Source organism: Bradyrhizobium sp. (genome assembly GCF_022844465.1).
Taxonomy (GTDB): Bacteria; Pseudomonadota; Alphaproteobacteria; order Rhizobiales; family Xanthobacteraceae; genus Bradyrhizobium.
This window is the reverse complement of sequence record NZ_JALHLP010000005.1, coordinates 88,330-110,549: the sequence shown is the minus strand read 5'-3', so window position 1 is coordinate 110,549 and position 22,220 is coordinate 88,330. Positions and strand designations below refer to the sequence as shown.

The window sequence follows — 22,220 nt, the reverse complement described above, 5'->3', positions numbered from 1 at the left end:
TGGCCTGTCCAGCCAGCGGGGATACTCACAGCCGGTGGTCGCGGGCGAGCCGGGCGGCAGCCCGATCGGCGATGGCGTCGAGCGTGGATTGATCCAGTGGAAAATCCGCCGCGAGCCAGGCGTCTTCCGCAAGCGTGAGCACATGGCCGAGCGCGGGGCCTTCGGCAATGCCGCGCGCGATGAAATCCGCCGCCTTGAGCGGAAATTTCGGGGTGCTCCAGCGCTGTGGCAAGATCGCAAGCTCGCGCCAGTGCCCCGGGTCGCTGCCTGCGCCGGCACGCGCCCACGCCAGCATCAGCCGGTCGCGATAGGGGTCCTCGCCGATCCGGTAGAGCAGCCGCCGCGCCCGCGCCTCGTCCTTGCCGACGAAGCGCCACCAGCGATGACCCATGGAGTCGAGCGCCCTGGCTTCCGCGTTGGAGAGACGAAGCCGCGACGCAACGCGCTTGGCGTCTTCCGTGACGGCAACCGCCAGCGCGGCCAGCCGCCGCACCGGGTTCGGCGCAAGTCCCAGCACGCGCTCCGCCGCGATCATCGAGGCGAACGCGCCGGTGTAGGTGACGCCGCCGAAGATCGCCAGCAGCAGGCCGGCATCCGCCATCGCCTGCGCCGCGCCCCCTGCCCCCTCCGCGACCAGCAGCTTCAACATCTCCATCCGCACCCGTTCGGCGGAAAGCCCGGCCAAACCTGCGCGGCCGGCGATGCAGGCGAGGTATCCGGTGCGATCGGGTTCGCCCGTCCCATAGGCGGCATGCATGCGGAAAAAGCGCAGGATACGCAGATAATCCTCGGCGATGCGCTGGCCGGCGTCGCCGATGAACCGCACCCGCTTGGCGGCGACATCGGCAAGCCCGCCGACGTGGTCATGCACGACGCCTGCGGCATCGACGGAAAGCCCGTTGATGGTGAAGTCGCGCCGTTCCGCGTCGCGAACCCAGTCCCGGCCGAACACAACCTTGGCCTTGCGGCCATAGGTCTCGGTATCCTCGCGCAGGGTCGTGACCTCGAACGGCTGGGCGTCGATCACCAGGGTCACGGTGCCGTGGTCGATGCCGGTCGGCACGCATTTGATGCCCGCCGCCCTGGCGCGGCGGACGACCTCGTCGGGCAGCGCGGTGGTCGCGATGTCGATATCGGCGACCGGAATTTCCAGAAGCGCATTGCGCACCGCGCCGCCGATCACGCGGGCTTCCTCGCCTTCGCCATTGAGCAGGGCAAGGACGCGCGCGGCCGGGCCTGACCGGAGCCAGGGCGCGTCCGACAGCACCCGGGTCCCGGTCATTTTCCTGCTCCGGGGATTTCGGTTCCGGGAACCAGCCTGCCGTTCTCGAGACGGGCGGGAACATAGGTCGAATTCGGCGGCGCGCCGGAGAAATGAGCGAGGATGACGAAGCTGACCACGACCAGCAGCAGCGACCCCAGCGTCAGTTTGGCGACCAGATGCCAGGGCCAGGACGAGGACGCGAGCAATCCGGCGCGGGTTACAATTAAAAACAGCGCATAGGCTGCGAACGGGATCAGGAAAATTGCGATCTCGGTCAGGACCGGACGTATCATGCGAGATAGATCCGCTCATACAATACGCGCAGGATGCCTGCGGTCGCGCCCCAGATGTAGCGCTCGGCGAACGGCATCGCATAATAGGAACGCTCGATGCCGCGAAACTCCCTGGAGTGGATCTGGTGATTTTCAGGATTCATCAGAAACGCCAGCGGCACCTCGAAGGCGTCATCCACCTCGCCCTCGTTGATGGCCAGCTTGAAGCCGGGCTTGACCCGCGCGACCGTCGGCAGGATGCGAAAGCCGAGCGCAGTTCCATAGAGATCGAGATAGCCGATCGGCTCGATGAAGTCGCGCGTCAGGCCGACCTCCTCCTCCGCCTCGCGCAAGGCGGCGTCGAGCGGCGAGGCGTCGGTCGCGTCGATCTTGCCGCCTGGAAACGAGATCTGGCCGGCGTGGCTCGCCAGATGCGGCGCGCGCTGTGTCAGCAGGACGGTCGGCTCGCGATGGTCGACCACCGCAATCAAAACCGCCGCCGGTCGCACCGGCTGCTCGCGCGCGATGATCTCCAGCATCCGGTCATTACCCTCGTCGCCGGTCCTGGGAACGATATTGGGATCGATCAGGCCGGGCGGCACCTCGAAACTCAGCCGCGCCTGGCTCCGCGCGAAGAATTCCGCCGAGTCGATCGGAGCCGCTTCCATCTTCCTCAGCATCGGCTCGTTCAAACCGCGTCCCTCACCTGCCTGGCATCCGCCATGGCGAAGAATTCGCCGCCGGACTCGATCCCGAACATGGTCTGTCCATCGACCACCCGCTCCTCCCCCATGTCAACCAGATCGTAATAGAGCGCGCGGGTCACCTTGGCCCACAGATCGGCGCGAACATGCAGATAAGGGGTCAACCCGCCGTCGGCCGCCATCTCGAACCGCAGGCGATGTGAGGAATCGCATGGCACCCAGTCGTCGACATTGGTGCGAAAGCGCAGCAACCGGCCTCCCTCGCCGGCCTCGGTCAGCATCTCCACCGCCAGGAACGGCGCATCGTCGACGCGAATGCCGACTTTCTCGACCGGGGTCACGAGAAAGTGCTTGCCGCCCTCGCGCTTCAGAATGGTCGAGAACAGGCGCACCAGCGCCGGCCGCCCGATCGGGGTGCCCAGATAGAACCAGGTACCATCACTGGCGATTCGCATGTCGAGATCGCCGCAGAATGGCGGGTTCCACAGGTGCACCGGTGGCAGCCCTTTGCCGGCCGGGGCGGCGTTGGCGGCCTCGCGTGCCGCGACCGTTAGTCCTTCGAGGCCCTGAGCGCCGGATTGCCCTTGCTTCGCCATTGTTTGCCCGGAGTCTGACTGTTGATCTGGCACGATTGGTGCACGTGTTCAGGTTCAAATGTTCGGTTCAAGTGTTCTGATCGATATCTAACGCCTGGCGTCCGTACTAATCTTGATCAAGGTCGCTACAACGTGATGCCTTTGATACCCCGAAATGCCGATAATGTGGGGATAGTTTAATTCAACAAATACATGGCCTTTGTGCAAGTTTAGCATGAGGTTGGTGGCATGACGACGCAATCGGCGCGGTCATGGAGCGGTCAAGGAGACGGACATGGCTAACGCTGACGGTGTCGAGAAACTCGAGGACGCGATCGTCCGTTCGGCCGAACAGGTCGCCGATCAGATTCGCACCGCTAAAGAGGCGATTTCGACCGTCATCTTTGGCCAGGACCGGGTGATCGAGAACACCTTGGTAACGATCCTGTCCGGCGGCCACGCGCTGCTGATCGGGGTGCCCGGTCTCGCCAAGACCAAGCTGGTGGAAACGCTCGGCATCACGCTCGGGCTTGATGCCAAGCGCATCCAGTTCACACCCGACCTGATGCCGTCCGATATTCTGGGCGCCGAAGTGCTCGACGAGAGCAATTCCGGCAAGCGATCGTTCCGCTTCATCGCCGGGCCGGTGTTCGCCCAGCTGCTGATGGCCGACGAAATCAACCGCGCCAGCCCGCGCACCCAGTCGGCGCTGTTGCAGGCCATGCAGGAACAGCACATCACCGTCGCCGGCGCCCGCCATGACCTGCCCAAACCGTTCCACGTGCTCGCCACCCAGAACCCGCTGGAGCAGGAAGGCACCTATCCGCTCCCGGAAGCCCAGCTTGACCGCTTCCTGATGGAGATCGACGTCGATTACCCCGACCGCGACGCCGAGCGGCGCATCCTGTTCGAAACCACCGGCGCGGAGCAGACGCTCGCCAAGGCTTCGATGAACGCGGAGATCCTGATCACGGCGCAGCGACTGGTGCGGCGCCTTCCGGTCGGCGACAGCGTGGTTGAGGCGATCCTGTCACTGGTACGCGCAGCCCGTCCCAATGCCGAAGGCGGCGACAAGCTGATCGCGTGGGGACCGGGCCCGCGCGCCAGCCAGTCGCTGATGCTGGCGGTCCGCGCCCGCGCGCTGCTCGACGGCCGCCTCGCGCCCTCGATCGACGACGTGCTCGATCTGGCCGAACCGGTGCTGAAGCACCGCATGGCGCTGACATTCTCAGCGCGCGCGGAAGGCCGCACCATTCCCGACGTGATCCGGCAATTGAAGACGCGGATCGGTTGATGGCCGCAGAGACTGGACACGAAGCCCGGGAGATCGTTGCAATCCGACGCGCCGATGGCGAGAGCCGAACGCTCGCCGCATCGCTCCCCCGTCTCGTGCTTGAAGCCCGCCGCATCGCCGCCAATGTCATCCACGGCCTGCATGGCCGGCGCCGCGCCGGCGCCGGCGAAAGCTTCTGGCAGTACCGCCGCTTCGTTTCCGGCGAGCCGGCGCAGAACGTCGACTGGCGCCGGTCGGCGCGCGACGATCATCTCTATGTCCGCGAGCAGGAATGGGAGGCCGCGCATACGGTGTGGCTTTGGCCGGACCGCTCGCCGTCGATGGCGTTCGCCTCGAAAGCCGCGCGCGACAGCAAGCTGGAGCGCGGTCTGATCGTTGCCTTCGCGCTGGCCGAATTGCTGGTCGCCGGCGGCGAGCGCGTCGGCATTCCCGGCCTGCTTAACCCGACCGCGAGCCGCACCGTGATCGACAAGATGGCGCAGGCGATGCTGCATGACGATGCCGCGCGCGCCAGCCTGCCGCCCTCCTTTGTGCCGTCGGCGCTGGCCGAGATCGTCGTGCTGTCCGATTTCTGGTCGCCGATGGACGAAATCCGGAGCATGCTGGCGGGCCTGTCGGCTTCCGGCGCGCATGGCACGCTGATCCAGGTGGTCGATCCCGCGGAAGAGACCTTTCCCTATTCCGGGCGGGTTGAATTCGTCGAGCCCGAGGGCGGCGGCGCCGTCACGGCCGGCCGCGCCGAGAGCTGGGCCAGCGACTATGTCGCGCGCGTCGCGACCCATCGCGACGAAATCCGCGCCGAAACCAACAAGCTTGATTGGCTGTTCTCGACCCACACCACCAGCCGCTCCGCCGCCGAGCTGCTGCTGTTCCTGCATTCGGGCATGATGGTGAGCAAGGGAAGCGCGCGCGGCGCAACCGTCAAGGTGGGGCGAAGCGCATGATCGCGGGCCTGCCTCTCACCTTTGCCCAACCGCTGCTGTTGCTCGGCCTGTTGAGCCTGCCGGTGCTGTGGTGGCTGCTGCGGGTGATGCCGCCGCGGCCGCGGCGGATCGAGTTTCCGCCTACCCGGCTGTTGTTCGACATCAGACCGAAAGAGGAAACGCCGTCACGCACGCCGTGGTGGCTGACGGCGTTGCGCCTCGCCGCCGCGGCGCTGGTCATTCTCGCCGCCGCGGGTCCGATCTGGAATCCGCAGACCGGCGTCGGCGGCGGGAACGCGCCGCTGGTGATCCTGCTCGACGACGGCTGGAGCGCGGCGGCAAGCTGGGAGACCAGGATCAGGACCGCCGACGAACTGATCGCCAATGCCGACAACGATCGCCGCGGCGTCGCGCTTGTTGCGCTGTCCGAGCCGGCGCGTGACATAACCCTGGCGCCGGCCGGGGCCGCCCGCGTCGCCCTGCGTCAGATCGCGCCGAAGCCGTATTCGATCGACCGCGTCGACACGCTTGGCGCCATCGACCGTTTCCTGAAGGCGACCGGCGACGCCGAAATCGCCTGGCTATCGGACGGCGTCGATACCGGCCGCGGCGTCGAGTTCGTCGAGGGCCTCGGCAAGACCATGGGTGAGCGCAAGCTGACGGTGTTCGAGGGCGGCGCGCCCGCCGCGCTGGCGTTGGTGGCCGCGGAAAATGCCGCGGCGAAGATGACGGTGAAGGTGCTGCGTACCGGCAGCGGCGTCGCCGCCGGCGTGGTTCGCGCCGTCGACGCCAAGGGCTCGCCGATTGGCGAGGCGCGTTACGGCTTTGCCATGCAGGGCCGCGAGGCGGAGGCGGCGTTCAGTCTGCCGGTCGAGCTGCGCAACGACATCGCGCGGCTGGAAATACTGGGCGAGCGATCGGCGGGCGCGGTGCAATTGCTGGACAAGCGATGGCGGCGGCGCGCGGTCGGCATCGTCACCGGCGCGACCAGCGATACCGCGCAGCCGCTTCTGGCATCGACCTTCTACCTCACGCGGGCGTTGTCGCCGTTCGCCGATGTGCGGCTCGGCGACCGGGGCGCACCGCAACAGGTGATCGCGCAATTTCTTGATCAGCGGTTGCCGATGATCGTGCTGGCCGACGTCGGCACGCTCTCGCCGGAAATGCGCGAGCGGCTCAACGCGTGGATCGATCAGGGCGGCGTGCTGGTGCGCTTCGCAGGCCCCCGGCTGGCGCAGGCCGATGACGATCTGGTGCCGGTGAAGCTGCGTCGTGGCGGCCGCAGCCTCGGCGGCAGCCTGACCTGGGAAAAGCCGCAGCATCTGGCTTCCTTTGCCGCCGATGGGCCGTTCGCGGGGCTTGCTGTGCCCAGGGACATCACCGTCAACCGGCAGGTTCTGGCGGAGCCCAACACCCTTCTTGCGACCAGGAGCTGGGCGTCGCTGGAAGACGGCACGCCGCTGGTGACCGGCGAGCGGCGCGGCAAGGGCGTGCTCAGCCTGTTCCATGTCGGCGCGGACTCGCGCTGGTCGGACCTGCCGATGTCCGGCGGCTTCGTCGAGATGCTGCGGCGATTGGTCGACATGTCCGGCTACACCGCCAAGCCGGGCGCGGGCGTCGCCAGCGAAGTGACGAATGTCGAGACCGTGGCGCCGCTGCGCACGCTCGACGGCTTCGGCGCGTTCGGTCCGCCACCCGCGGCCGCAAAGCCGATGCCGGCGGACTACCGCGATCGCGCCACTGCGGATCATCCGCCGGGTTTCTACGGCTCTGCCGAGGGCCCGATCGCGGTCAACACGCTGGCATCGGCCGATCGCATCGCCGCGCTCGACACATCTTCCCTGCGCGCCCAGCGCGCCGGTTACACCAATGCCGAACCGCGCGACCTCAGAGGCATCCTGTTGTCGTCGTCGCTGGCGCTGTTCCTGATCGACGCGGTCGTGGTCGCGATGCTGGGCGCGGGCCTTGCCGCGCTGTGGCGGCGCCGGCGCGCGGCGGCCGCGGCGGTGATGCTGGCGATCCTGTCCGCGACATCGATCGCGCCGTCGCCGGCCAGCGCTCAAGGTATCGACGAGACTGCCGTCAGGGCGGTCTCGCAGACCCGGTTGGCCTATGTCGTGACCGGCAATGCCGACGTCGATTCCATCGTCAAGGCCGGCATGGCCGGGCTCACCCTGTTCCTCGCCCAGCGCACCGCGCTGGAGGCCGGCGACCCCGTCGGTGTCGATCCCGCGCGCGACGAGCTGGCGTTCTTTCCGCTGATCTACTGGCCGGTGGTGCCGGGCGCGCCGAAGCCGCCGCAGGACGCCATCAACCGCATCGAAACCTACATGAAGCAGGGCGGCACGGTCGTTTTCGACACCCGCGACGCCATCGAGGCGCCGCCGGGCGAGAACGGCGCTGCGCAGACGCCGGGCATGCGCACCTTGCGTGAAATCCTATCCTCGCTCGACGTGCCCGAGCTCGAGCCGGTGCCGCGCGAGCACGTGTTGACCAAGACGTTCTACCTGCTGCGCGATTTTCCCGGCCGCTTCATCTCGGGCCAGACCTGGGTCGAGACCTTGCCGCGCGAGGATGACGACGAAACGGCGTCGCGGCCGGCGCGCGGCGGCGACGGCGTCTCTCCGATCATCATCACCTCGAACGATCTCGCCGGCGCCTGGGCGATCCGCCCGGACGGCCAGCCGATGCTGCCGCTCACGCCCGGCGAGCCGCGGCAGCGCGAATTCGCCTTCCGCTCCGGCGTCAACATCGTGATGTACACGCTGACCGGCAACTACAAGGCCGACCAGGTTCACGCCCCTGCCCTGATCGAACGGTTGGGGCAATAGCTCATGCAATACGGCATCGCATTCACGCCGCTGGTTCCCGCGCTCGTGCTGTGGATCGCGCTCGCCGCGATCGTGGCGATATCGGCGCTGCTGCTTCTCGCGCGCGCGCGCGGCGCCGCGGTGCGGGTGGCGGCGCTGGCGCTGGTCCTGCTGGCGCTCGCCAATCCCTCCTTCACCCGCGAAGACCGCGAGCCGTTGTCCTCGGTCGCGGCTGTCGTGATCGACCGGAGCCCGAGCCAGAATTTCGGCGCGCGGACCCAGGAGACCGCGAAGGCGCAGGAAGCGCTGGTCGATGCGCTGAGGAAGATCAAGGGACTGGAAGTCCGAATCGTCGAGGCCGGTCAGGCCGATGGCGAGACTGACGGCACCCGGCTGTTCGGCGCGCTGGCCTCGACGCTGGCGGACGTCCCGGTGGAGCGGGTCGCCGGCGCATTCCTGATCAGCGATGGCCGCGTGCATGACATTCCCGCCAACGTCGCCGCCCTCGGCTTCCAGGCCCCCGTGCATGCCCTCATCACCGGACGCAAGGACGAGCGCGACCGCCGGATCGCGATCTCGGCCGCGCCGCGGTTCGGTATCGTCGGACAGACCCAGACCATCACCTACCGGCTGGACGATCAGGGCGTCAGCGGCCAGCGCGCCAGGATCGTGGTGCGCCGTGATGGCGAGGTGGTTTCCGAGCGCATGATGCAGAGCGGCCAGACTGCAAACGCCGAGATCGACATCAAGCACGCCGGCCCGAACATCATCGAGATCGAGGCTTCGCCGCTCGAGAATGAACTGACGCTGGTCAACAACCGCGCGGTGGTCGCGATCGACGGCGTCCGCGACAAGTTGCGCGTGCTGCTGGTATCAGGCGAGCCGCATTCCGGCGAGCGCACCTGGCGCAATCTGTTGAAGTCCGACGCCAGCGTCGACCTCGTGCATTTCACGATTCTGCGGCCGCCGGAGAAGCAGGATGGCACGCCGATCAACGAATTGTCGCTGATCGCGTTTCCGACCCGGGAGTTGTTCCAGCAGAAGATCAACGAATTCCATCTGATCATCTTCGACCGCTACGCTCGCCAGGGCGTGCTTCCGATCTCCTATTTCGACAACATCGCGCGCTATGTCCGCTCCGGCGGCGCGGTACTGGTTTCGGCCGGGCCGGATTACGCGTCCACCACCAGCATCTGGCGCACGCCGCTGGATTCCGTGCTGCCGGCCGAACCTGTGGGCGTTACCGAGAAACCCTTCCATGCGCATTTGAGTGACGTCGGCAAGCGCCACCCGGTCACGCGCGGTCTTGAGGGCTCCGCCAGCGAGCCGCCGCGATGGAGCCGGTTCTTCCGCACCATCGACACCCGCAACGCCATCACCCCGCCGGTGATGACCGGCGCCGACGGCAAGCCGCTGCTGCTGCTGTCGCGCTTCGGCGAAGGCCGCGTCGCGCTATTGTTGTCCGATCACATCTGGCTGTGGGCGCGCGGCTTTGAAGGCGGCGGACCGCATCTTGACCTGCTGCGGCGAACCTCGCACTGGCTGATGAAACAGCCTGAACTGGACGAAGAAGCGTTACGCCTGCAAATCCAGGGCAAGGATCTCGTGGTGCTGCGCCAGACCATGGCCGACAACGTCCCGCCGGTGACGGTGACGTCGCCAAGCGGCGCCACGAAGGAGCTCACGCTGACGGCCAGCGAGCCCGGAACCTGGCGCTCGGCCCTTCCTGCCAGCGAGCTCGGCCTCTGGCAGGCAAGCGATGGAACCCTGAAGGCCCTCATCAATGTTGGGCCGACCAATCCGAAGGAATTCTCCGAAGTCACCTCCACGACCGCGATGCTGAAGCCGCTGGCGCAGGCCACCGGCGGCGACGCCCGACGCCTGGCCGACGGCGACGGAATTGAACTCCCGCGCGTGGTGCCGGTGCGCGCTTCCGGCATTTTCCATGGTGACGGCTGGATGGGCGTGAAAATGCGCGACGCCAGCGTCGTCAAGGGCGTCGGCGTACTGCCGATGTTCGCCGGCCTGGTCGGATTGTTGCTGTTGCTCGGCGCATTCGCAGCAACATGGTTGCGCGAGGGGCGTTAGGCGCGACTTAAGGGACCCGTTGCCGCAATAACACAAGGGCCGGTGGCCATCTCAAGCCGGCCGGCCGCAGGTTGACATCGCTTCGACCTTCCGATGTTATAATATAACATCGGGCGATACGGCACCCTGCCGCCCGGGATGGCGTAACGCTGCATGAACTGGTTCCGCAAACACCTCAAGCACGGCTCGCGGCTGGCGCTGTTTGCACTCGCGATCCAGATCGCGCTGTCGTTCGGGCATTTTCACGGGGCCGCCCCCGCCGACGTCGCGAGCCACGCCCAGGTTGAGGCGGCCAGCGAAACCGCCCAACAGCCGCAGCCTTCCCATCACGATCCGGACCAGCGCGCAGCCTGCGCAATCTGCGCCATTATCTCCTCGACCGACAGTTTCGTGTTCGCCACGTCGCCATTGCTGGAGTTGCCGGAGACGGTCGAGCCTCGGTACCTAACCGCCAAAGCCGAGTTCGCGCATCTCGGCCCGCGCCATCACGCGTTCCGGTCCCGCGCGCCGCCCGCCTCCTGACATCGATTGATTGACATCCCCGAGGGAATCCGCCGCGTCACGCGCGGCTGGTTCACCGCGAGAAATCGGTCCGCCGGATCTCGGCGGCAGCAGGATCGAAACAATGACATTCTGTAAAAAAAGAGTGGCCCACCTCGGTGGGACGAGCTGGCTGTTGCTATGCGCGGTCGGCAATCATGCGTTGGCCCAGGAAACGGCATCGCCGCCTTCCTCGACACAACTGCCTGGAATCACCGTGACAGCGCCGAGCCCGATCGTGCGGCGAACGCCCGCGCCATCGCGAACGCCGGCGCGCGCAGCCCGTGCCGCGCCCGGCCAGACCCGCGAACGCGCAGCGCAGCCGCCGGCCGCACCCGCCGCCGCGCTCCAGCAGGGTGTCCTGCCTGTCGTGACCGACCAGTTCGCCAGCGTCACGGTCGTGCCCAACGAGGAAATCCGCCGCTCCGGCGGCGCGACGCTGGGCGATCTGCTGTTCTCAAAACCGGGCATCACCGGCTCCAGCTTTGCGCCCGGCGGTTCCAGCCGGCCGATCATCCGCGGCCTTGACGTCAACCGCGTCGGCATCGTCGAGAACGGGACCAATGCCGGCGGCATCTCCGACCTCGGCGAGGATCATTTCGTACCGATCGATCCGCTCGCCACCAATCAGGTCGAAGTCGTGCGCGGGCCTGCGGCATTGCGCTACGGTTCGACCTCGATCGGCGGTGTCGTCAGCGCCACCAACAATCGCATTCCGGAAACCCTGCCCTCCTGCCCTGCGGCGCCGTTCATCAGCTATGGCCTGCCGGCGAAGGCCCCGCTGGCAAAGGCGCAATCCTCATCCTGCGTTGCCGTGGAGACGCGAACCGCGGTCAGTTCGGTCGATCGCGGCGTCGAAGGCGGCGTCCTGCTTGATGCCGGGGCTGGAAACTTCGCGGTCCACGCCGACGCTTATGGCCGCAAGGCCGGCGACTACAGCATCCCCGGCTATCCCTATCTCTTCGACCAGACGCGGCCGGTAAGCGGAAGACAGCCGAATTCTGCGGCGCAAGCGGCCGGCGCCTCGGTCGGCGGTTCCTACATCTTCCACGGCGGCTTCATCGGCGCTGCGATTACGCAGAACGATTCGCTGTATCGCATCCCCGGCATTGACGGCGCCGATCACCAGACCCGCATCGACGCGCGGCAGACCAAGTTCACCGCCAAGGGCGAATACCGTCCCGACGCGACAGCCATCGATGCCATCCGCTTCTGGGCCGGCGCCACCGACTACAAGCACAATGAGATCGGGCTCGCCGAGCCCGCCGATCTGGCGTCCACAGGCGTGCGGCAGACCTTCACCAACAGGGAGCAGGAAGGACGCGTCGAGGTGCAGATGGCGCCGTTCAACGCCCGCTTCGCTGCTATCAGCACCGCCTTCGGCCTGCAGGCCGGGCATCAGAAGTTGACGGCGTCCAGCCCGGACGATCCAACAAGTCCGCTCAATGGGGTTTGGGACCCCAACAAGAACAACCGGGTCGCCGGCTATGTCTTCAACGAATTCAGCTTCACCGACAGCACCAGGGCGCAGATTGCCGGCCGGATCGAGCATGTCAGTCTCACCGGCACGACGCCGTCATTCATCCCCGACCTGTTCGACCTCAATGCCAATCCCGACGATATCGGCGCGCCGACGGCGCGCAATCCAAGCTTCACGCCGAAGAGTGCGAGCATCGGCTTGATCCAGAATCTCCCCGGCCACCTGGTTGCGAGCATCACCGCGCAATATGTCGAGCGTGCGCCAAAACCTGCGGAATTGTTCTCGCGCGGACCACACGATGCGACCGCCACTTTCGACATCGGCAATCCTAATCTCGGCATCGAAACCGCCAAGTCGGTCGAGATCGGGCTGCGACGGGCGACCGGGCCCTTCAGGTTCGAGGCCACGGCCTACTATACCCGTTTCAACGGCTTCATTTACCGTCGCCTTACCGGCAACACGTGCGAGGATGTCGCCTGCGTTGCGCCGACCGATCCGGCGTATCCACTCGAGCTGAACCAGGCGTTTTACTCGCAGCGCGACGCCACCTTCCGCGGCGGCGAGTTCCAGAGCCAGTTGGACATCGGGCCGCTCAACGGCGGCATCTGGGGTATCGAGAACCAGTTCGATGTCGTGCGCGCCACCTTCGACGACGGCAGCAACGTTCCGCGCATCCCGCCGGTACGCGCGGGCGGCGGCCTGTTCTGGCGCGATGCCAATTGGCTGACACGGATCAACCTGCTGCACGCCTTTGCGCAGAACGACATTGCCCCGATCGGCGAGACGCCGACCGCAGGCTACAACCTGCTGAAGGCGGAGGTCAGCTACAGGACCAGGCTCGATCCATCCTGGTTCGGCGCGCGCGAGATGATGGTCGGGCTCGTCGGCAACAATCTGTTGAACGAGAACATCCGGAACTCGGTGTCCTACACCAAGGACCAGGTCCTGATGCCTGGCCTTGGCGTGCGCGCGTTTGCCAACCTGAAATTCTAGCGTGTCCCGTTTCGATTGATATCGAAAGGGCGTACTTCGCTCGAGGACGGTCTTGGCGCGCGCAAGTGGGTGGCGTTAGCTGGCTGTAGCGGCTAAACGTCTGCATGACGGCGGGCTCGACCTCCGTCACGCCCATCTCGCCCCAACCGAACGAACAGGGATAGATGCCCGCGCCGGTCAACATCCACGTCTACAGCGACGTGCTCGTCGTGCTCGGCACCGCCGGTGTGGTCATTCCTTTGGTGCGGCGTTTCGGCCTCAATCCCGTCCTGGGTTATCTCGGAGCCGGCGCGATCCTGGGTCCGCTCGGACTAGGATCGTTTATCCAAAGCTTCCCGTTTCTCTATTGGTTCACCGTAGTCGACGCCAAGAATGTGTCCGGCATTGCAGACCTTGGTATCGTGTTCCTGCTCTTCCTGATCGGGATGGAGCTATCCTACGAACGATTGAAGGCGATGCGCCGCCTGATCTTCGGGCTCGGTGGTTCGCAGATCGTGCTTTCGGCCGCGGCGATCGGCGGCATCGCAGCCCTTGCAGGCAGCACGCCTCCGGTTTCGCTGATCCTCGGAGTCTGCCTTGCTTTGTCCTCCACCGCCATCGTGATCGAGTTGCTTTCCAGACAGGGAAGGCTGAATACAAGTGCGGGTCGCGCCAGCTTTGCGACCCTGCTGGCGCAGGATCTGGCGGTGGCGCCTCTCCTGCTGTTCATCTCGATCTTTGGAGCGGGCGAAGCCGGTTCGGTTGTCGCGACGCTCGCTTTGGCGCTCACGAATGCCGCCATCGCGCTCGGCGTGATCGTCATTGCCGGTCGCGTGGTGATGAGGCCGCTGTTTCGTCTGGTCGCGTCCGCCGGAATGAGCGAATTGTTCATCGCCACGACCCTGTTCGTGATCGTCGCGACGGGAGTCGCTGCCGCCGTGGCCGGCGTCTCGATGGCGCTTGGCGCCTTTGTGGCTGGCTTGCTGCTTGCCGAGACCGAGTTCCGCAAGGCGATCGAGACCGCGATCGATCCGTTCAAGGGCCTCCTGCTCGGCCTGTTCTTCTTCACCGTCGGCATGAATATCGACTTCCGCGAACTTGCCCGCGAACCGTTCTGGCTGGTTGGGGGTGCGCTCGGGCTCATCGCCGTGAAGTCCGTCATCCTGATCGGCCTTGCCCGGTTGTTTCGTTTGTCGTGGCCAGCCTCCCTCGAAGTCGGCCTGCTGCTCGGCCCCGGCGGCGAGTTCGCCTTCGTCGGCATCGGGATGGCGACGACGCTCGGGCTGATCGACGCCAACGTATCGAGCTTCACGGTCGCGCTGACATCGCTGACCATGCTGCTCACCCCCGCGCTTTCCCATCTCGCGCGACGGCTGGCGCCAATGGTGCGCGAAGACAAGCCACTCGATCCCGAACTTGCTGCGGCGCCGAGCGGAGGCACCGGCCATGCCATTGTCATCGGGTACGGCCGCGTGGGACAAGTTGTTTGCTCGATGCTTGATCGGCACAAGCTCCAGTTTATTGCGATTGACAATGACGCCACCGCCGTCCCGGAGCAGCGGAGGCAGGGCCGCACCGTCTACTACGGTGACGCAACCAATCCCGAGTTCCTGAAGAGTTGCGGCCTCATGGAGGCCGCGGCCGTCATTGTCACGATCCAGGAAGCGGACGGCATCGACGAAATTGTCGCGCAGGTGCGCGCCCTCAGGGCAGACATGCCGGTCGTGTCCCGCGCCCGTGACGCCGAGCATGCGCGACATCTCTATCAAATCGGCGTCACCGACGCGGTACCCGAGACCGTTGAGGCAAGTCTGTTGTTGTCCGAAGCAGCGCTGATCGGCCTCGGGGTCGCGATGGGGCTGGTGGTTGCCTCGATTCATGAAAGACGCGAGGAGTTCCGGCACGAACTACAGCAGGCCGCGGGAGGCATACGGCCTGCGCCGGTCGCCCAAAGGGGCGATCGAACTGCCTGACCCGCTGCGCTACCGCGCCTTGCTCCAGTCCGGGCGAATGTTTCCGGAGACCCCGTCAAACGCACCTGCGACCAGTTCCGCGACCAGCAGGCGGCCGTAATCGACCGGGCCCGGCATGATCGCCCGCCCTTTCGGCACGACCTTGAAGCCGACGCGACCGTAATAGGGCTCGTCGCCGACCAGCATGACCAGGCGATGTCCCCCCGTTCTGGCGTCCTGCAGCGCGCGATCGAGCAGCATCCGCCCGACACCGCGGCCGCGAAACGGCGGCTCGACCGTCAACGGCCCGAGCATCAGCGCCGGCGTGTCGCCGATGCAGATCGGCAACTGGCGCACCGAGCCGACCAGCAGCGTTCCGATCCGCGCCGTGAACGACAGGTCGAGCAGATGATCGACATGCTCGCGCAAGCGGTAGGCGCTCAGCACGAAGCGGCCGGGTCCGAAGGTGCGCTCGTGCAGGCGCTCGATCGCGTGAGCGTCCTTCGGTGTTTCGGCCAGGATTGATACGGCGAGTTCGCTCATGATGTGGCGCGGAATAGCATCCGATGGCGGCGCGGTCCATCGCCCCGCCGCACTATTTGCGCCGCCGGCACCACCCTTGCGCGCCACTCAAACGTCGCGCGGTAGTCGCGCCCTCGCGTCAGCGCCAGGTCGTGGTCGGCGTCGCGCCTTCCAGCACCTCGGCGATCCGAAGCCGCGTACCCGCGGTGGTATCGGCCGGCAGCGCGGCGGCGTCATAGAATCCGCACGCGGCGATCTCGCGATTGGGTTCAGGCAGGCGGTCCTGGCGGAATTGCCTGACGACATAGACGGCGACATGGTCGCGTCGGGAGACGTGACCGTTGAAGAACAGGCCGTGCAATACCGGCTCCCCGGTCAGCTCGATCCGCCCCTCCTCGGCCAGTTCCCGCCGCAGGGCTTGAAGAAACGTCTCGCCGACCTCGACCCCGCCGCCGGGCAGATGCCAACCGGCGACATAGCTGTGCCGGACCAGGAAAACCCTGTTGCCCCCATCGAGCACGACGCCGCGGACGCCGAGCGTCATGCCGCGGGCGATGCGCCAATAGAGGTGAAAAAGCTGCCGCAACCCGGGCTCCAGCCGTTCCCGCAAGCGCCGCCGCGCCGTCACTTAAACCCCGGATGGACAGCTGTCACCATTCGTCCCTATATCCAGCCATGATCGCGCGACAGCTTTATATCACAGATGGCTCCCTGGAGGGCGAATGACGGCGCCCTTCACGCTGGCGCATTTGTCCGATCCGCATTTGCCGGTCATGCCGGCGGCGCGGCTGCGCGAACTCGCCGGCAAGCGCGCGCTCGGCTATGTCAACTGGACCCGCAACCGCCGCAAGTATCACCGCCGCGAGGTGCTGGACGCGCTGGTCGCCGACATGCAGGCGCAGCGGCCGGACCACATCGCTGTGACCGGGGATATCGTCAACCTGGCGCTGGACGCGGAGTTCGCTCCGGCGGTGACCTGGCTCGAAAGCGTGGGTACGGCGCGCGAGGTCACGGTCGTTCCCGGCAACCACGACGCCTACGTCCGCGCCACGCGGCACCATTTCGCCGGCGCGTTCGAAAACTATCTGCGCGGTGACGGCGAAACGGACGGCTCGCCGTTTCCGTTCGTGCGCCGGCGCGGGCCGCTGGCGCTGATCGGGCTATCCTCGGCGGTGCCGACACTGCCACTGATGGCGACGGGCCGGCTCGGCCGGGCGCAGCTCGATGCGCTCGAAAGCCGCCTGGCGCAGATGTCGGCGGAGCAGGCGTTCCGGGTGCTGCTGGTTCACCACCCGGTGCAGTCGGATTCGCGCATGAACCGCCTGACGGATTCGAAGGCGCTACGCGCGGTGCTGAAGCGGCGCGGCGTCGATCTGGTACTGCACGGACACGTCCACATCCACTCCACAACATGGATCGAGGGCGCGGACAAACCGATTCCCGTGATCAGCGTGCCGTCGGCCTCGGCGCTGGCGCACGGGAACCATCCGGCGGCGGCGTATAATCTGTTCTCGATCAGCCGCGACGGCGACCAATGGCGCTGCGTGCAGACCGTGCGGAGCGTGGACGCGAACTTCCGCGTCCGGGAGATCAAGCAGACGACGCTGGTCTAGCGCCGGAATATCTCTGGAAGTGTCTCGCGATCAAAAACCCTTCAGGCTCGCATACAGCGCGAGGGCGAACAGCGCGGCGGCGCCCAGCAGGAAGCCGAGCACGAAGGTGCCAAAGCCGCGGCGGCGCGGCTTCTCAGGCGGCGCAGGCGGCTCGACCATCGGCGTCGCCACCATCGCGCGCTCGCGCTCGACCATGCGGCGCGCGACATAGCTGGTGACGGCGTCCACGACCACGGCAACGTCATGCGACTCGGCGAGCACGATGCGGCCGAAACGGGTGTCCTGCACGAAGCGGTAGATGCGCTTGTCGCGCCCCATCACGACATGCGCGACCACGTCGATCCACAGCCGCGGCGTCTCGCCCTGGCTGACGCCGCGATCGAACAGGTCGACCTGCTCGGGCACCTGTTCAAACAACGGATCGAGCGCATCGTTGAGGATTTCGAGCCGCGCCACTTCGGCGTCGCGCAGTTCGACGACGACGCCGGTGCGGTCGGCGGCCTCGATCCGGGCCTGGCGCAGCGCGTCGCGCAGCCGCGTCGGCCGGATGTCGCGGGCTTCGTTACCGGTGTTTTGCGCGTCAGACATCGCGAGGCCGCCTGTGTCCTGAAGGGGAATGGGCCCGGCCAACCTAGCAGTAACGATGTTGCGCGCAAAGGCCGTTTGTTCCCAATGGGTTAGAGATTCACCGGGTTTCGTGTCCACGGCGGCGGCCCCTCACCCCTCCCTTTCTCGGTGGAGGCACGAGGAGAGGGAGGGGAAAAAGCGCAAGCGGCCCCACCCGGATTTGCCGGATGGGGCCGTGCATATCTGTCGATGCCGTGACTTCAGGCGCCGCTTCAGGCCGAGACGCGGGAGGGCTCTTCGACGATGGAGAAGCGCACACCGGCCTTGTGGCGGTTCTCTTCCGAGACCGTGCGCCAGGCATCCTCGGCCTCCTTGCGGGTCTTGAACGGACCCTGCACCTGGGCCGAGCCTTCCACGAGCTTGTGGAAGTTCATCGATCCGAACTCGCCGCCAATCACCCAGAAATTGCTCTTGGTCATGACTTGTCTCCTGCTGCTAGCGTTAGCCGAACTGGTTCATCGTGTTGTGGGCGCCGCCCGCCTTCAGCGCGGCTTCACCGGCGAAATACTCTTTGTGATCGTCGCCGATGTCGGAGCCGGCCATGTTCTGATGCTTGGCGCAGGCGATCCCCTGGCGGATCTCCTGGCGCTGAACATTCTTCACATAGCCGAGCATGCCCTGCTCGCCGAAATACTCCCGCGCGAGATTGTCGGTCGACAGCGCTGCCGTGTGATAGGTCGGCAACGTGATCAGATGGTGGAAGATGCCGGCGCGCTTGGCCGAATCGGCCTGGAAGGTGCGGATGCGCTCGTCGGCTTCAATGCCCAGCGGCGTATCGTCGTATTCCGGCTTCATCAGCTCGGCCCGATTATACTTGCTGACATCCTTGCCGGCTTCCTTCATCGCGTCATACACCTGCCAGCGGAAGTTGAGCGTCCAGTTGAACGAGGGCGAGTTGTTGTAGGCCAGCTTCGCATTCGGAATCACCTCGCGGATGCGGTCGACCATCTTGGCGATCTGCTCGATATGCGGCTTCTCGGTCTCGATCCACAACAGGTCGGCGCCGTTCTGCAGCGAGGTGATGCTGTCGAGCACGCAGCGATCTTCGCCGGTGCCGGCGCGGAACTGGTAGAGGTTGCTGGCGAGCCGCTTCGGACGCAGCATCTTGCCGTTGCGGTTGATGATGACGTCACCATTCCGGGCGTTGGCGGCCGTGACTTCCTCGCAGTCCAGGAAGCTGTTGTACTGGTCGCCGAGGTCGCCGGGCCTGTGGCTGACTGCGATCTGCTGCGTGAGACCGGCGCCGAGCGAGTCGGTGCGGGTGACGACGATGCCGTCTTCGACGCCGAGTTCAAGGAAGGCATGGCGGCAGGCCCGGATCTTCGCCAGGAATACCTCGTGCGGCACCGTCACCTTGCCGTCCTGATGGCCGCACTGCTTCTCGTCGGAGACCTGGTTTTCGATCTGCAGCGCGCAGGCGCCGGCTTCGATCATCTTCTTGGCGAGCAGGTAGGTCGCCTCCGCGTTGCCGAATCCAGCGTCGATGTCGGCGATCACAGGGACGACATGGGTCTGGAAATTGTCGATCTTTTCGATCAATGCCTTTTCCTTGGCCTTGTCGCCTGCCTTGCGCGCGGCATCGAGCGCGCGGAAAATATCGTTGAGCTCACGGGAGTCCGCCTGGCGGAGGAAGGTGTAGAGCTCCTCGATCAGCGCCGGCACCGAGGTCTTCTCGTGCATCGACTGATCGGGAAGCGGTCCGAACTCGGAGCGAAGGGCGGCGATCATCCAGCCGGAGAGATAGAGATAGCGGCGATCGGTGGTGCCGAAATGCTTCTTGACCGAGATCAGCTTCTGCTGCGCGATGAAGCCATGCCAGCACCCCAGCGACTGGGTGTACTTGGTGGGGTCGGCGTCATAGGCCGCCATGTCGCTGCGCATCAGCGCCGCAGTGTAGCGGGCGATGTCGAGCCCGGTCTTGAAGCGGTTCTGCAGACGCATGCGCGCCACGGCTTCGGCGGTGACGCCGTTCCAGGTCGGCTGGGTCTTGAGCAGCGCCTCGGCGGCTGCGAGTTCGCTGAGGTAGGAGGCCGGTCCCTGGATGGTCTGGTCGCTGATCCCGCGTGGCTGGTAGTTCATTTTCTCAATCCTTCGACATTCATGACAGTGCATTGCGAAACGTCACGGTAGCTAAACGCTAGAAACCATATTTCGTATAGTCTGCTTGCCTTTGAATGGTGATGTCATGTAACATACGGACTTGTCATATATGTCATTTTGTTATTTTTGTCACAAACCGAGCGAACTACCCTTTCCTCCCGCTCCTCGCGCTTCTTTCGGGGGGACAGGGTCGGGGTTAGGGGCTCTCTCCGCAGCATCGGATTCGCGGAAAGCCCCTCGCCCGTCGCTACGCGCCGGCCTCTCCCTGCACGCAGGGCGAGGCTGATCGAGCCCGAATCTCGAGATTCCGGATCGCCGCTCCGCGTCGTCCGGAATGACAACAGGACGAGGTAGCCATGGCCGCCAATTCCGGAAAGAAGCTGTTCGTCGGCCCCCGCTTCCGGCGGATTCGCCAGCAGCTCGGGCTGTCGCAGACCCAGATCGCCGAGGGGCTCGGGATTTCGCCGAGCTACATCAACCTGATCGAGCGCAACCAGCGCCCGGTGACGGCGCAGATCCTGCTCCGGCTGGCCGAGACCTATGACCTCGACCTGCGCGACCTCGCCAGCGCCGACGAGGACCGCTTCTTTGCCGAACTGAACGAGATCTTCTCCGATCCGCTGTTTCGCCAGATCGACCTGCCGAAGCAGGAGCTGCGCGACCTCGCCGAATTGTGCCCCGGCGTGACGCATTCGCTGCAACGGCTCTACGCCGCCTATACCGAGGCCCGCCGCGGCGAGACCCTGGTGGCGGCGCAAATGGCCGACCGCGACGAGGGCTCGCGCTTCGAGGCCAACCCGATCGAGCGCGTGCGCGACCTGATCGAGGCCAACCGCAACTATTTCCCCGAACTGGAACAGGCCGCGGAAATCCTGCGCGACGAACTCAACGCCTCCGCCGAGGAATTGTTCGCGGCGCTCGCCGCACGGCTGCGCGAAAAGCATTCGATCGTCACCCGCATCATGCCTGTCGACGTGATGCGCGAGACGCTGCGGCGGTTCGACCGCCATCGCCGGCAGCTCCTGATCTCCGAACTGGTCGACGGCACCGGGCGCGCCTTCCAGCTCGCGCTGCAGATCGGGCTCACCGAAGGCGGCGCCGCCATCGACGCCATCGTCAACCGCGCCGGCCCGCTCGACGACACGCCGCGGCGGCTCTACCGCATCACGCTGGCGAATTACTTCGCCGCCGCGGTGATGATGCCCTACCAGGCGTTTCACGCCGCGGCGGAAAACCTTGGCTATGACGTCCACGTGCTGGCGCAGCGTTTTAATGCCGGCTTCGAGCAGGTCTGCCACCGCCTCACCACGCTGCAGCGGCCGAACGCGCGCGGCGTGCCGTTCTTCCTGCTGCGCGTCGACAACGCCGGCAACGTCTCCAAGCGGTTTTCCTCCGGCACCTTCCCGTTCTCGAAGTTCGGCGGCACCTGCCCGCTGTGGAACGTGCATTCGACTTTCGACACGCCGGACCGCCTGCTCAAGCAGGTGATCGAACTGCCCGACGGCAACAGGTATTTCTCTATCGCGCAGATGGTGCGCCGCCCGGTGGCGCCGCACCCGCAGCCGCAGCCGCGCTTTGCGATCGGGCTGGGCTGCGAAATCCGCCATGCGATCAAACTCGTCTACGCCGCCGGCATGGATCTGGAGAAAGCCGAGGGCACGCCGATCGGCGTCAACTGCCGGCTGTGCGAACGCGAGAACTGCAGCCAGCGCGCCGAGCCGCCGATCACGCGGACGCTGATTCTCGACGAGAACACGCGGCGGGTGTCGTCGTTTTCGTTTTCGAACGCCAGGGAGTTGTGAGGGCTCGATGTCAACCCGTCATTGCGAGGAGCGGAGCGACGAAGCAATCCATTCTTTCTTTGCGTGGCACGATGGATTGCTTCCTTTGCGTGGCACCGGTGGATTGCTTCGCTCCGCTCGCAATGACGTGGATGGACATGCCCTCGCCTTCCCGCGGCGCGTTGCCCGTCGGGTGTCACACCGATCGCGCCACAATTCCTTGCCATGTCGGGCAATTCATCTCGCAATCGGCAAACGCGCTTACCTGTTTTTTTGAATCGACCGAAGGTAATTCACCGCGGCCGCCGCCTCGCGCCGGCTGAAGCGGAACGTGGGCATGTCAGGATGAATAGTGGTGATCCCCTCCTCCAGCCGCGCCACCATGTCGGTGTCGTAGAGCTTTTCGCCAAAGGTGCGAAAGGCGGGCGCCAGCGGATTCGGGCTGTGGCCGGTGGTCCGCACCGCGTGGCAGCGCCCGCACAGTTCCTCAAGCAACGCCCGCGAGCGGCGCTGCTCCGCATCGAGGGCATACGCGCTGGTGCTCCAGGCGACGCTGAGCAGCAGCGCGAGGCCGAACGACTTGAACCAGCTTGCGGGTTTGACAGGGGACATCGGGCATTCGCGACTATTTGCAGGACACCAGCATATGCCTCGCGCGAGGCAAGGCATTGAGATGCATCAAGGCGCGCCGCGCCAGATACGC

General features: G+C 65.9%; 19 protein-coding genes. 9 read left to right on the top strand and 10 right to left on the bottom strand.

The window, feature by feature from the left end; genetic code table 11:
• Window positions 1-25: 25 nt before the first annotated feature.
• Genes Q0D31_RS11670 through Q0D31_RS11655 form a run of 4 tightly spaced genes read right to left on the bottom strand, consistent with a single transcriptional unit; the run spans window position 26 to window position 2,836 of the window.
• Window positions 26-1,282 carry a CCA tRNA nucleotidyltransferase gene (locus Q0D31_RS11670; RefSeq protein ID WP_291850251.1) on the bottom strand — a complete coding sequence of 419 codons (1,257 nt, stop codon included), beginning with the start codon at window positions 1,280-1,282 and terminating at the stop codon, window positions 26-28.
• Window positions 1,279-1,557: a DUF6111 family protein gene (locus Q0D31_RS11665; RefSeq protein WP_291850248.1), complete on the bottom strand. Its 279-nt coding sequence runs from the start codon at window positions 1,555-1,557 to the stop codon at window positions 1,279-1,281. Before Q0D31_RS11665 ends, Q0D31_RS11670 begins: the two co-directional genes overlap by 4 nt.
• On the bottom strand, window positions 1,554-2,228 hold the full coding sequence (locus Q0D31_RS11660) for a CoA pyrophosphatase (protein ID WP_291850245.1): 675 nt from the start codon (window positions 2,226-2,228) through the stop codon (window positions 1,554-1,556). Before Q0D31_RS11660 ends, Q0D31_RS11665 begins: the two co-directional genes overlap by 4 nt.
• A complete protein-coding gene (locus Q0D31_RS11655) occupies window positions 2,225-2,836 on the bottom strand; it encodes a DUF1285 domain-containing protein (RefSeq protein ID WP_291850243.1) in 612 nt (203 codons plus the stop codon). Before Q0D31_RS11655 ends, Q0D31_RS11660 begins: the two co-directional genes overlap by 4 nt.
• A gap of 274 nt (window positions 2,837-3,110) precedes the next feature.
• Between Q0D31_RS11655 and Q0D31_RS11650 the strand changes: the two genes are divergently transcribed.
• From Q0D31_RS11650 to Q0D31_RS11620, 7 genes are all read left to right on the top strand, one after another.
• Window positions 3,111-4,109: a MoxR family ATPase gene (locus Q0D31_RS11650; RefSeq protein WP_291850241.1), complete on the top strand. Its 999-nt coding sequence runs from the start codon at window positions 3,111-3,113 to the stop codon at window positions 4,107-4,109.
• Entirely contained in the window at window positions 4,109-5,053 is a 945-nt protein-coding gene (locus tag Q0D31_RS11645) for a DUF58 domain-containing protein (protein WP_291850237.1), read from the top strand. The genes Q0D31_RS11650 and Q0D31_RS11645 overlap by 1 nt, the downstream gene beginning before the upstream one ends.
• Window positions 5,053-7,863: a DUF4159 domain-containing protein gene (locus tag Q0D31_RS11640; protein ID WP_291850660.1), complete on the top strand. Its 2,811-nt coding sequence runs from the start codon at window positions 5,053-5,055 to the stop codon at window positions 7,861-7,863. Before Q0D31_RS11645 ends, Q0D31_RS11640 begins: the two co-directional genes overlap by 1 nt.
• 3 nt (window positions 7,864-7,866) lie before the next feature.
• Window positions 7,867-9,930 carry a hypothetical protein gene (locus Q0D31_RS11635; RefSeq protein WP_291850233.1) on the top strand — a complete coding sequence of 688 codons (2,064 nt, stop codon included), beginning with the start codon at window positions 7,867-7,869 and terminating at the stop codon, window positions 9,928-9,930.
• A gap of 153 nt (window positions 9,931-10,083) precedes the next feature.
• Entirely contained in the window at window positions 10,084-10,452 is a 369-nt protein-coding gene (locus Q0D31_RS11630; protein WP_291850230.1) for a DUF2946 family protein, read from the top strand.
• A 103-nt stretch (window positions 10,453-10,555) separates the two neighbouring features.
• Window positions 10,556-12,943: a TonB-dependent receptor gene (locus Q0D31_RS11625; RefSeq protein ID WP_291850226.1), complete on the top strand. Its 2,388-nt coding sequence runs from the start codon at window positions 10,556-10,558 to the stop codon at window positions 12,941-12,943.
• 164 nt (window positions 12,944-13,107) lie between these two features.
• Entirely contained in the window at window positions 13,108-14,895 is a 1,788-nt protein-coding gene (locus tag Q0D31_RS11620; protein WP_291850224.1) for a cation:proton antiporter, read from the top strand.
• A 9-nt stretch (window positions 14,896-14,904) separates the two neighbouring features.
• Here Q0D31_RS11620 and Q0D31_RS11615 read toward each other — a convergent pair whose 3' ends face one another.
• Together Q0D31_RS11615 and Q0D31_RS11610 are read right to left on the bottom strand one after the other, a co-directional pair.
• Window positions 14,905-15,417, bottom strand: a complete 513-nt coding sequence (locus Q0D31_RS11615; RefSeq protein WP_291850221.1) for an N-acetyltransferase — start codon at window positions 15,415-15,417, stop codon at window positions 14,905-14,907.
• Window positions 15,418-15,535: 118 nt separating this feature from the next.
• The gene (locus Q0D31_RS11610; protein WP_291850218.1) at window positions 15,536-16,024 is read right to left on the bottom strand and encodes an NUDIX domain-containing protein; all 489 of its coding nucleotides are present in this window, start codon (window positions 16,022-16,024) and stop codon (window positions 15,536-15,538) included.
• Between the two features lie 94 nt (window positions 16,025-16,118).
• On the opposite strand from Q0D31_RS11610, the gene Q0D31_RS11605 reads away from it, so the two are divergent.
• Window positions 16,119-17,009, top strand: a complete 891-nt coding sequence (locus Q0D31_RS11605; protein WP_291850215.1) for a metallophosphoesterase — start codon at window positions 16,119-16,121, stop codon at window positions 17,007-17,009.
• A 30-nt stretch (window positions 17,010-17,039) separates the two neighbouring features.
• Here the strand turns inward: Q0D31_RS11605 and Q0D31_RS11600 are convergent, their stop codons facing one another.
• The 3 genes from Q0D31_RS11600 to Q0D31_RS11590 form a co-directional block, all read right to left on the bottom strand.
• Complete coding sequence (locus Q0D31_RS11600) at window positions 17,040-17,597, bottom strand: hypothetical protein (RefSeq protein ID WP_291850212.1); 558 nt, start codon at window positions 17,595-17,597, stop codon at window positions 17,040-17,042.
• Between the two features lie 251 nt (window positions 17,598-17,848).
• Entirely contained in the window at window positions 17,849-18,055 is a 207-nt protein-coding gene (locus tag Q0D31_RS11595) for a hypothetical protein (RefSeq protein ID WP_138834393.1), read from the bottom strand.
• Window positions 18,056-18,077: 22 nt separating this feature from the next.
• Window positions 18,078-19,715 (bottom strand): isocitrate lyase, encoded by a 1,638-nt coding sequence (locus Q0D31_RS11590; protein ID WP_291850199.1) that lies wholly within the window; start codon window positions 19,713-19,715, stop codon window positions 18,078-18,080.
• A gap of 377 nt (window positions 19,716-20,092) precedes the next feature.
• Here Q0D31_RS11590 and Q0D31_RS11585 point away from each other — a divergent pair, with 377 nt between their 5' ends.
• On the top strand, window positions 20,093-21,538 hold the full coding sequence (locus Q0D31_RS11585; RefSeq protein ID WP_291850196.1) for an XRE family transcriptional regulator: 1,446 nt from the start codon (window positions 20,093-20,095) through the stop codon (window positions 21,536-21,538).
• A gap of 240 nt (window positions 21,539-21,778) precedes the next feature.
• Here the strand turns inward: Q0D31_RS11585 and Q0D31_RS11580 are convergent, their stop codons facing one another.
• Entirely contained in the window at window positions 21,779-22,129 is a 351-nt protein-coding gene (locus tag Q0D31_RS11580; protein WP_291850192.1) for a cytochrome c, read from the bottom strand.
• Window positions 22,130-22,220 lie beyond the last annotated feature (91 nt).

Excerpts from the sequence above, each read along its gene's own strand:
- Q0D31_RS11670 (WP_291850251.1), bottom strand. The coding sequence starts at position 1,282 with ATGACCGGGACCCGGGTGCTGTCGGACGCGCCCTGGCTCCGGTCAGGC.
- Q0D31_RS11665 (WP_291850248.1), bottom strand. The coding sequence starts at position 1,557 with ATGATACGTCCGGTCCTGACCGAGATCGCAATTTTCCTGATCCCGTTC.
- Q0D31_RS11655 (WP_291850243.1), bottom strand. The coding sequence starts at position 2,836 with ATGGCGAAGCAAGGGCAATCCGGCGCTCAGGGCCTCGAAGGACTAACG.
- Q0D31_RS11650 (WP_291850241.1), top strand. The coding sequence starts at position 3,111 with ATGGCTAACGCTGACGGTGTCGAGAAACTCGAGGACGCGATCGTCCGT.
- Q0D31_RS11645 (WP_291850237.1), top strand. The coding sequence starts at position 4,109 with ATGGCCGCAGAGACTGGACACGAAGCCCGGGAGATCGTTGCAATCCGA.
- Q0D31_RS11635 (WP_291850233.1), top strand. The coding sequence starts at position 7,867 with ATGCAATACGGCATCGCATTCACGCCGCTGGTTCCCGCGCTCGTGCTG.
- Q0D31_RS11630 (WP_291850230.1), top strand. The coding sequence starts at position 10,084 with ATGAACTGGTTCCGCAAACACCTCAAGCACGGCTCGCGGCTGGCGCTG.
- Q0D31_RS11625 (WP_291850226.1), top strand. The coding sequence starts at position 10,556 with ATGACATTCTGTAAAAAAAGAGTGGCCCACCTCGGTGGGACGAGCTGG.
- Q0D31_RS11620 (WP_291850224.1), top strand. The coding sequence starts at position 13,108 with ATGCCCGCGCCGGTCAACATCCACGTCTACAGCGACGTGCTCGTCGTG.
- Q0D31_RS11615 (WP_291850221.1), bottom strand. The coding sequence starts at position 15,417 with ATGAGCGAACTCGCCGTATCAATCCTGGCCGAAACACCGAAGGACGCT.
- Q0D31_RS11605 (WP_291850215.1), top strand. The coding sequence starts at position 16,119 with ATGACGGCGCCCTTCACGCTGGCGCATTTGTCCGATCCGCATTTGCCG.
- Q0D31_RS11600 (WP_291850212.1), bottom strand. The coding sequence starts at position 17,597 with ATGTCTGACGCGCAAAACACCGGTAACGAAGCCCGCGACATCCGGCCG.
- Q0D31_RS11595 (WP_138834393.1), bottom strand. The coding sequence starts at position 18,055 with ATGACCAAGAGCAATTTCTGGGTGATTGGCGGCGAGTTCGGATCGATG.
- Q0D31_RS11590 (WP_291850199.1), bottom strand. The coding sequence starts at position 19,715 with ATGAACTACCAGCCACGCGGGATCAGCGACCAGACCATCCAGGGACCG.
- Q0D31_RS11585 (WP_291850196.1), top strand. The coding sequence starts at position 20,093 with ATGGCCGCCAATTCCGGAAAGAAGCTGTTCGTCGGCCCCCGCTTCCGG.
- Q0D31_RS11580 (WP_291850192.1), bottom strand. The coding sequence starts at position 22,129 with ATGTCCCCTGTCAAACCCGCAAGCTGGTTCAAGTCGTTCGGCCTCGCG.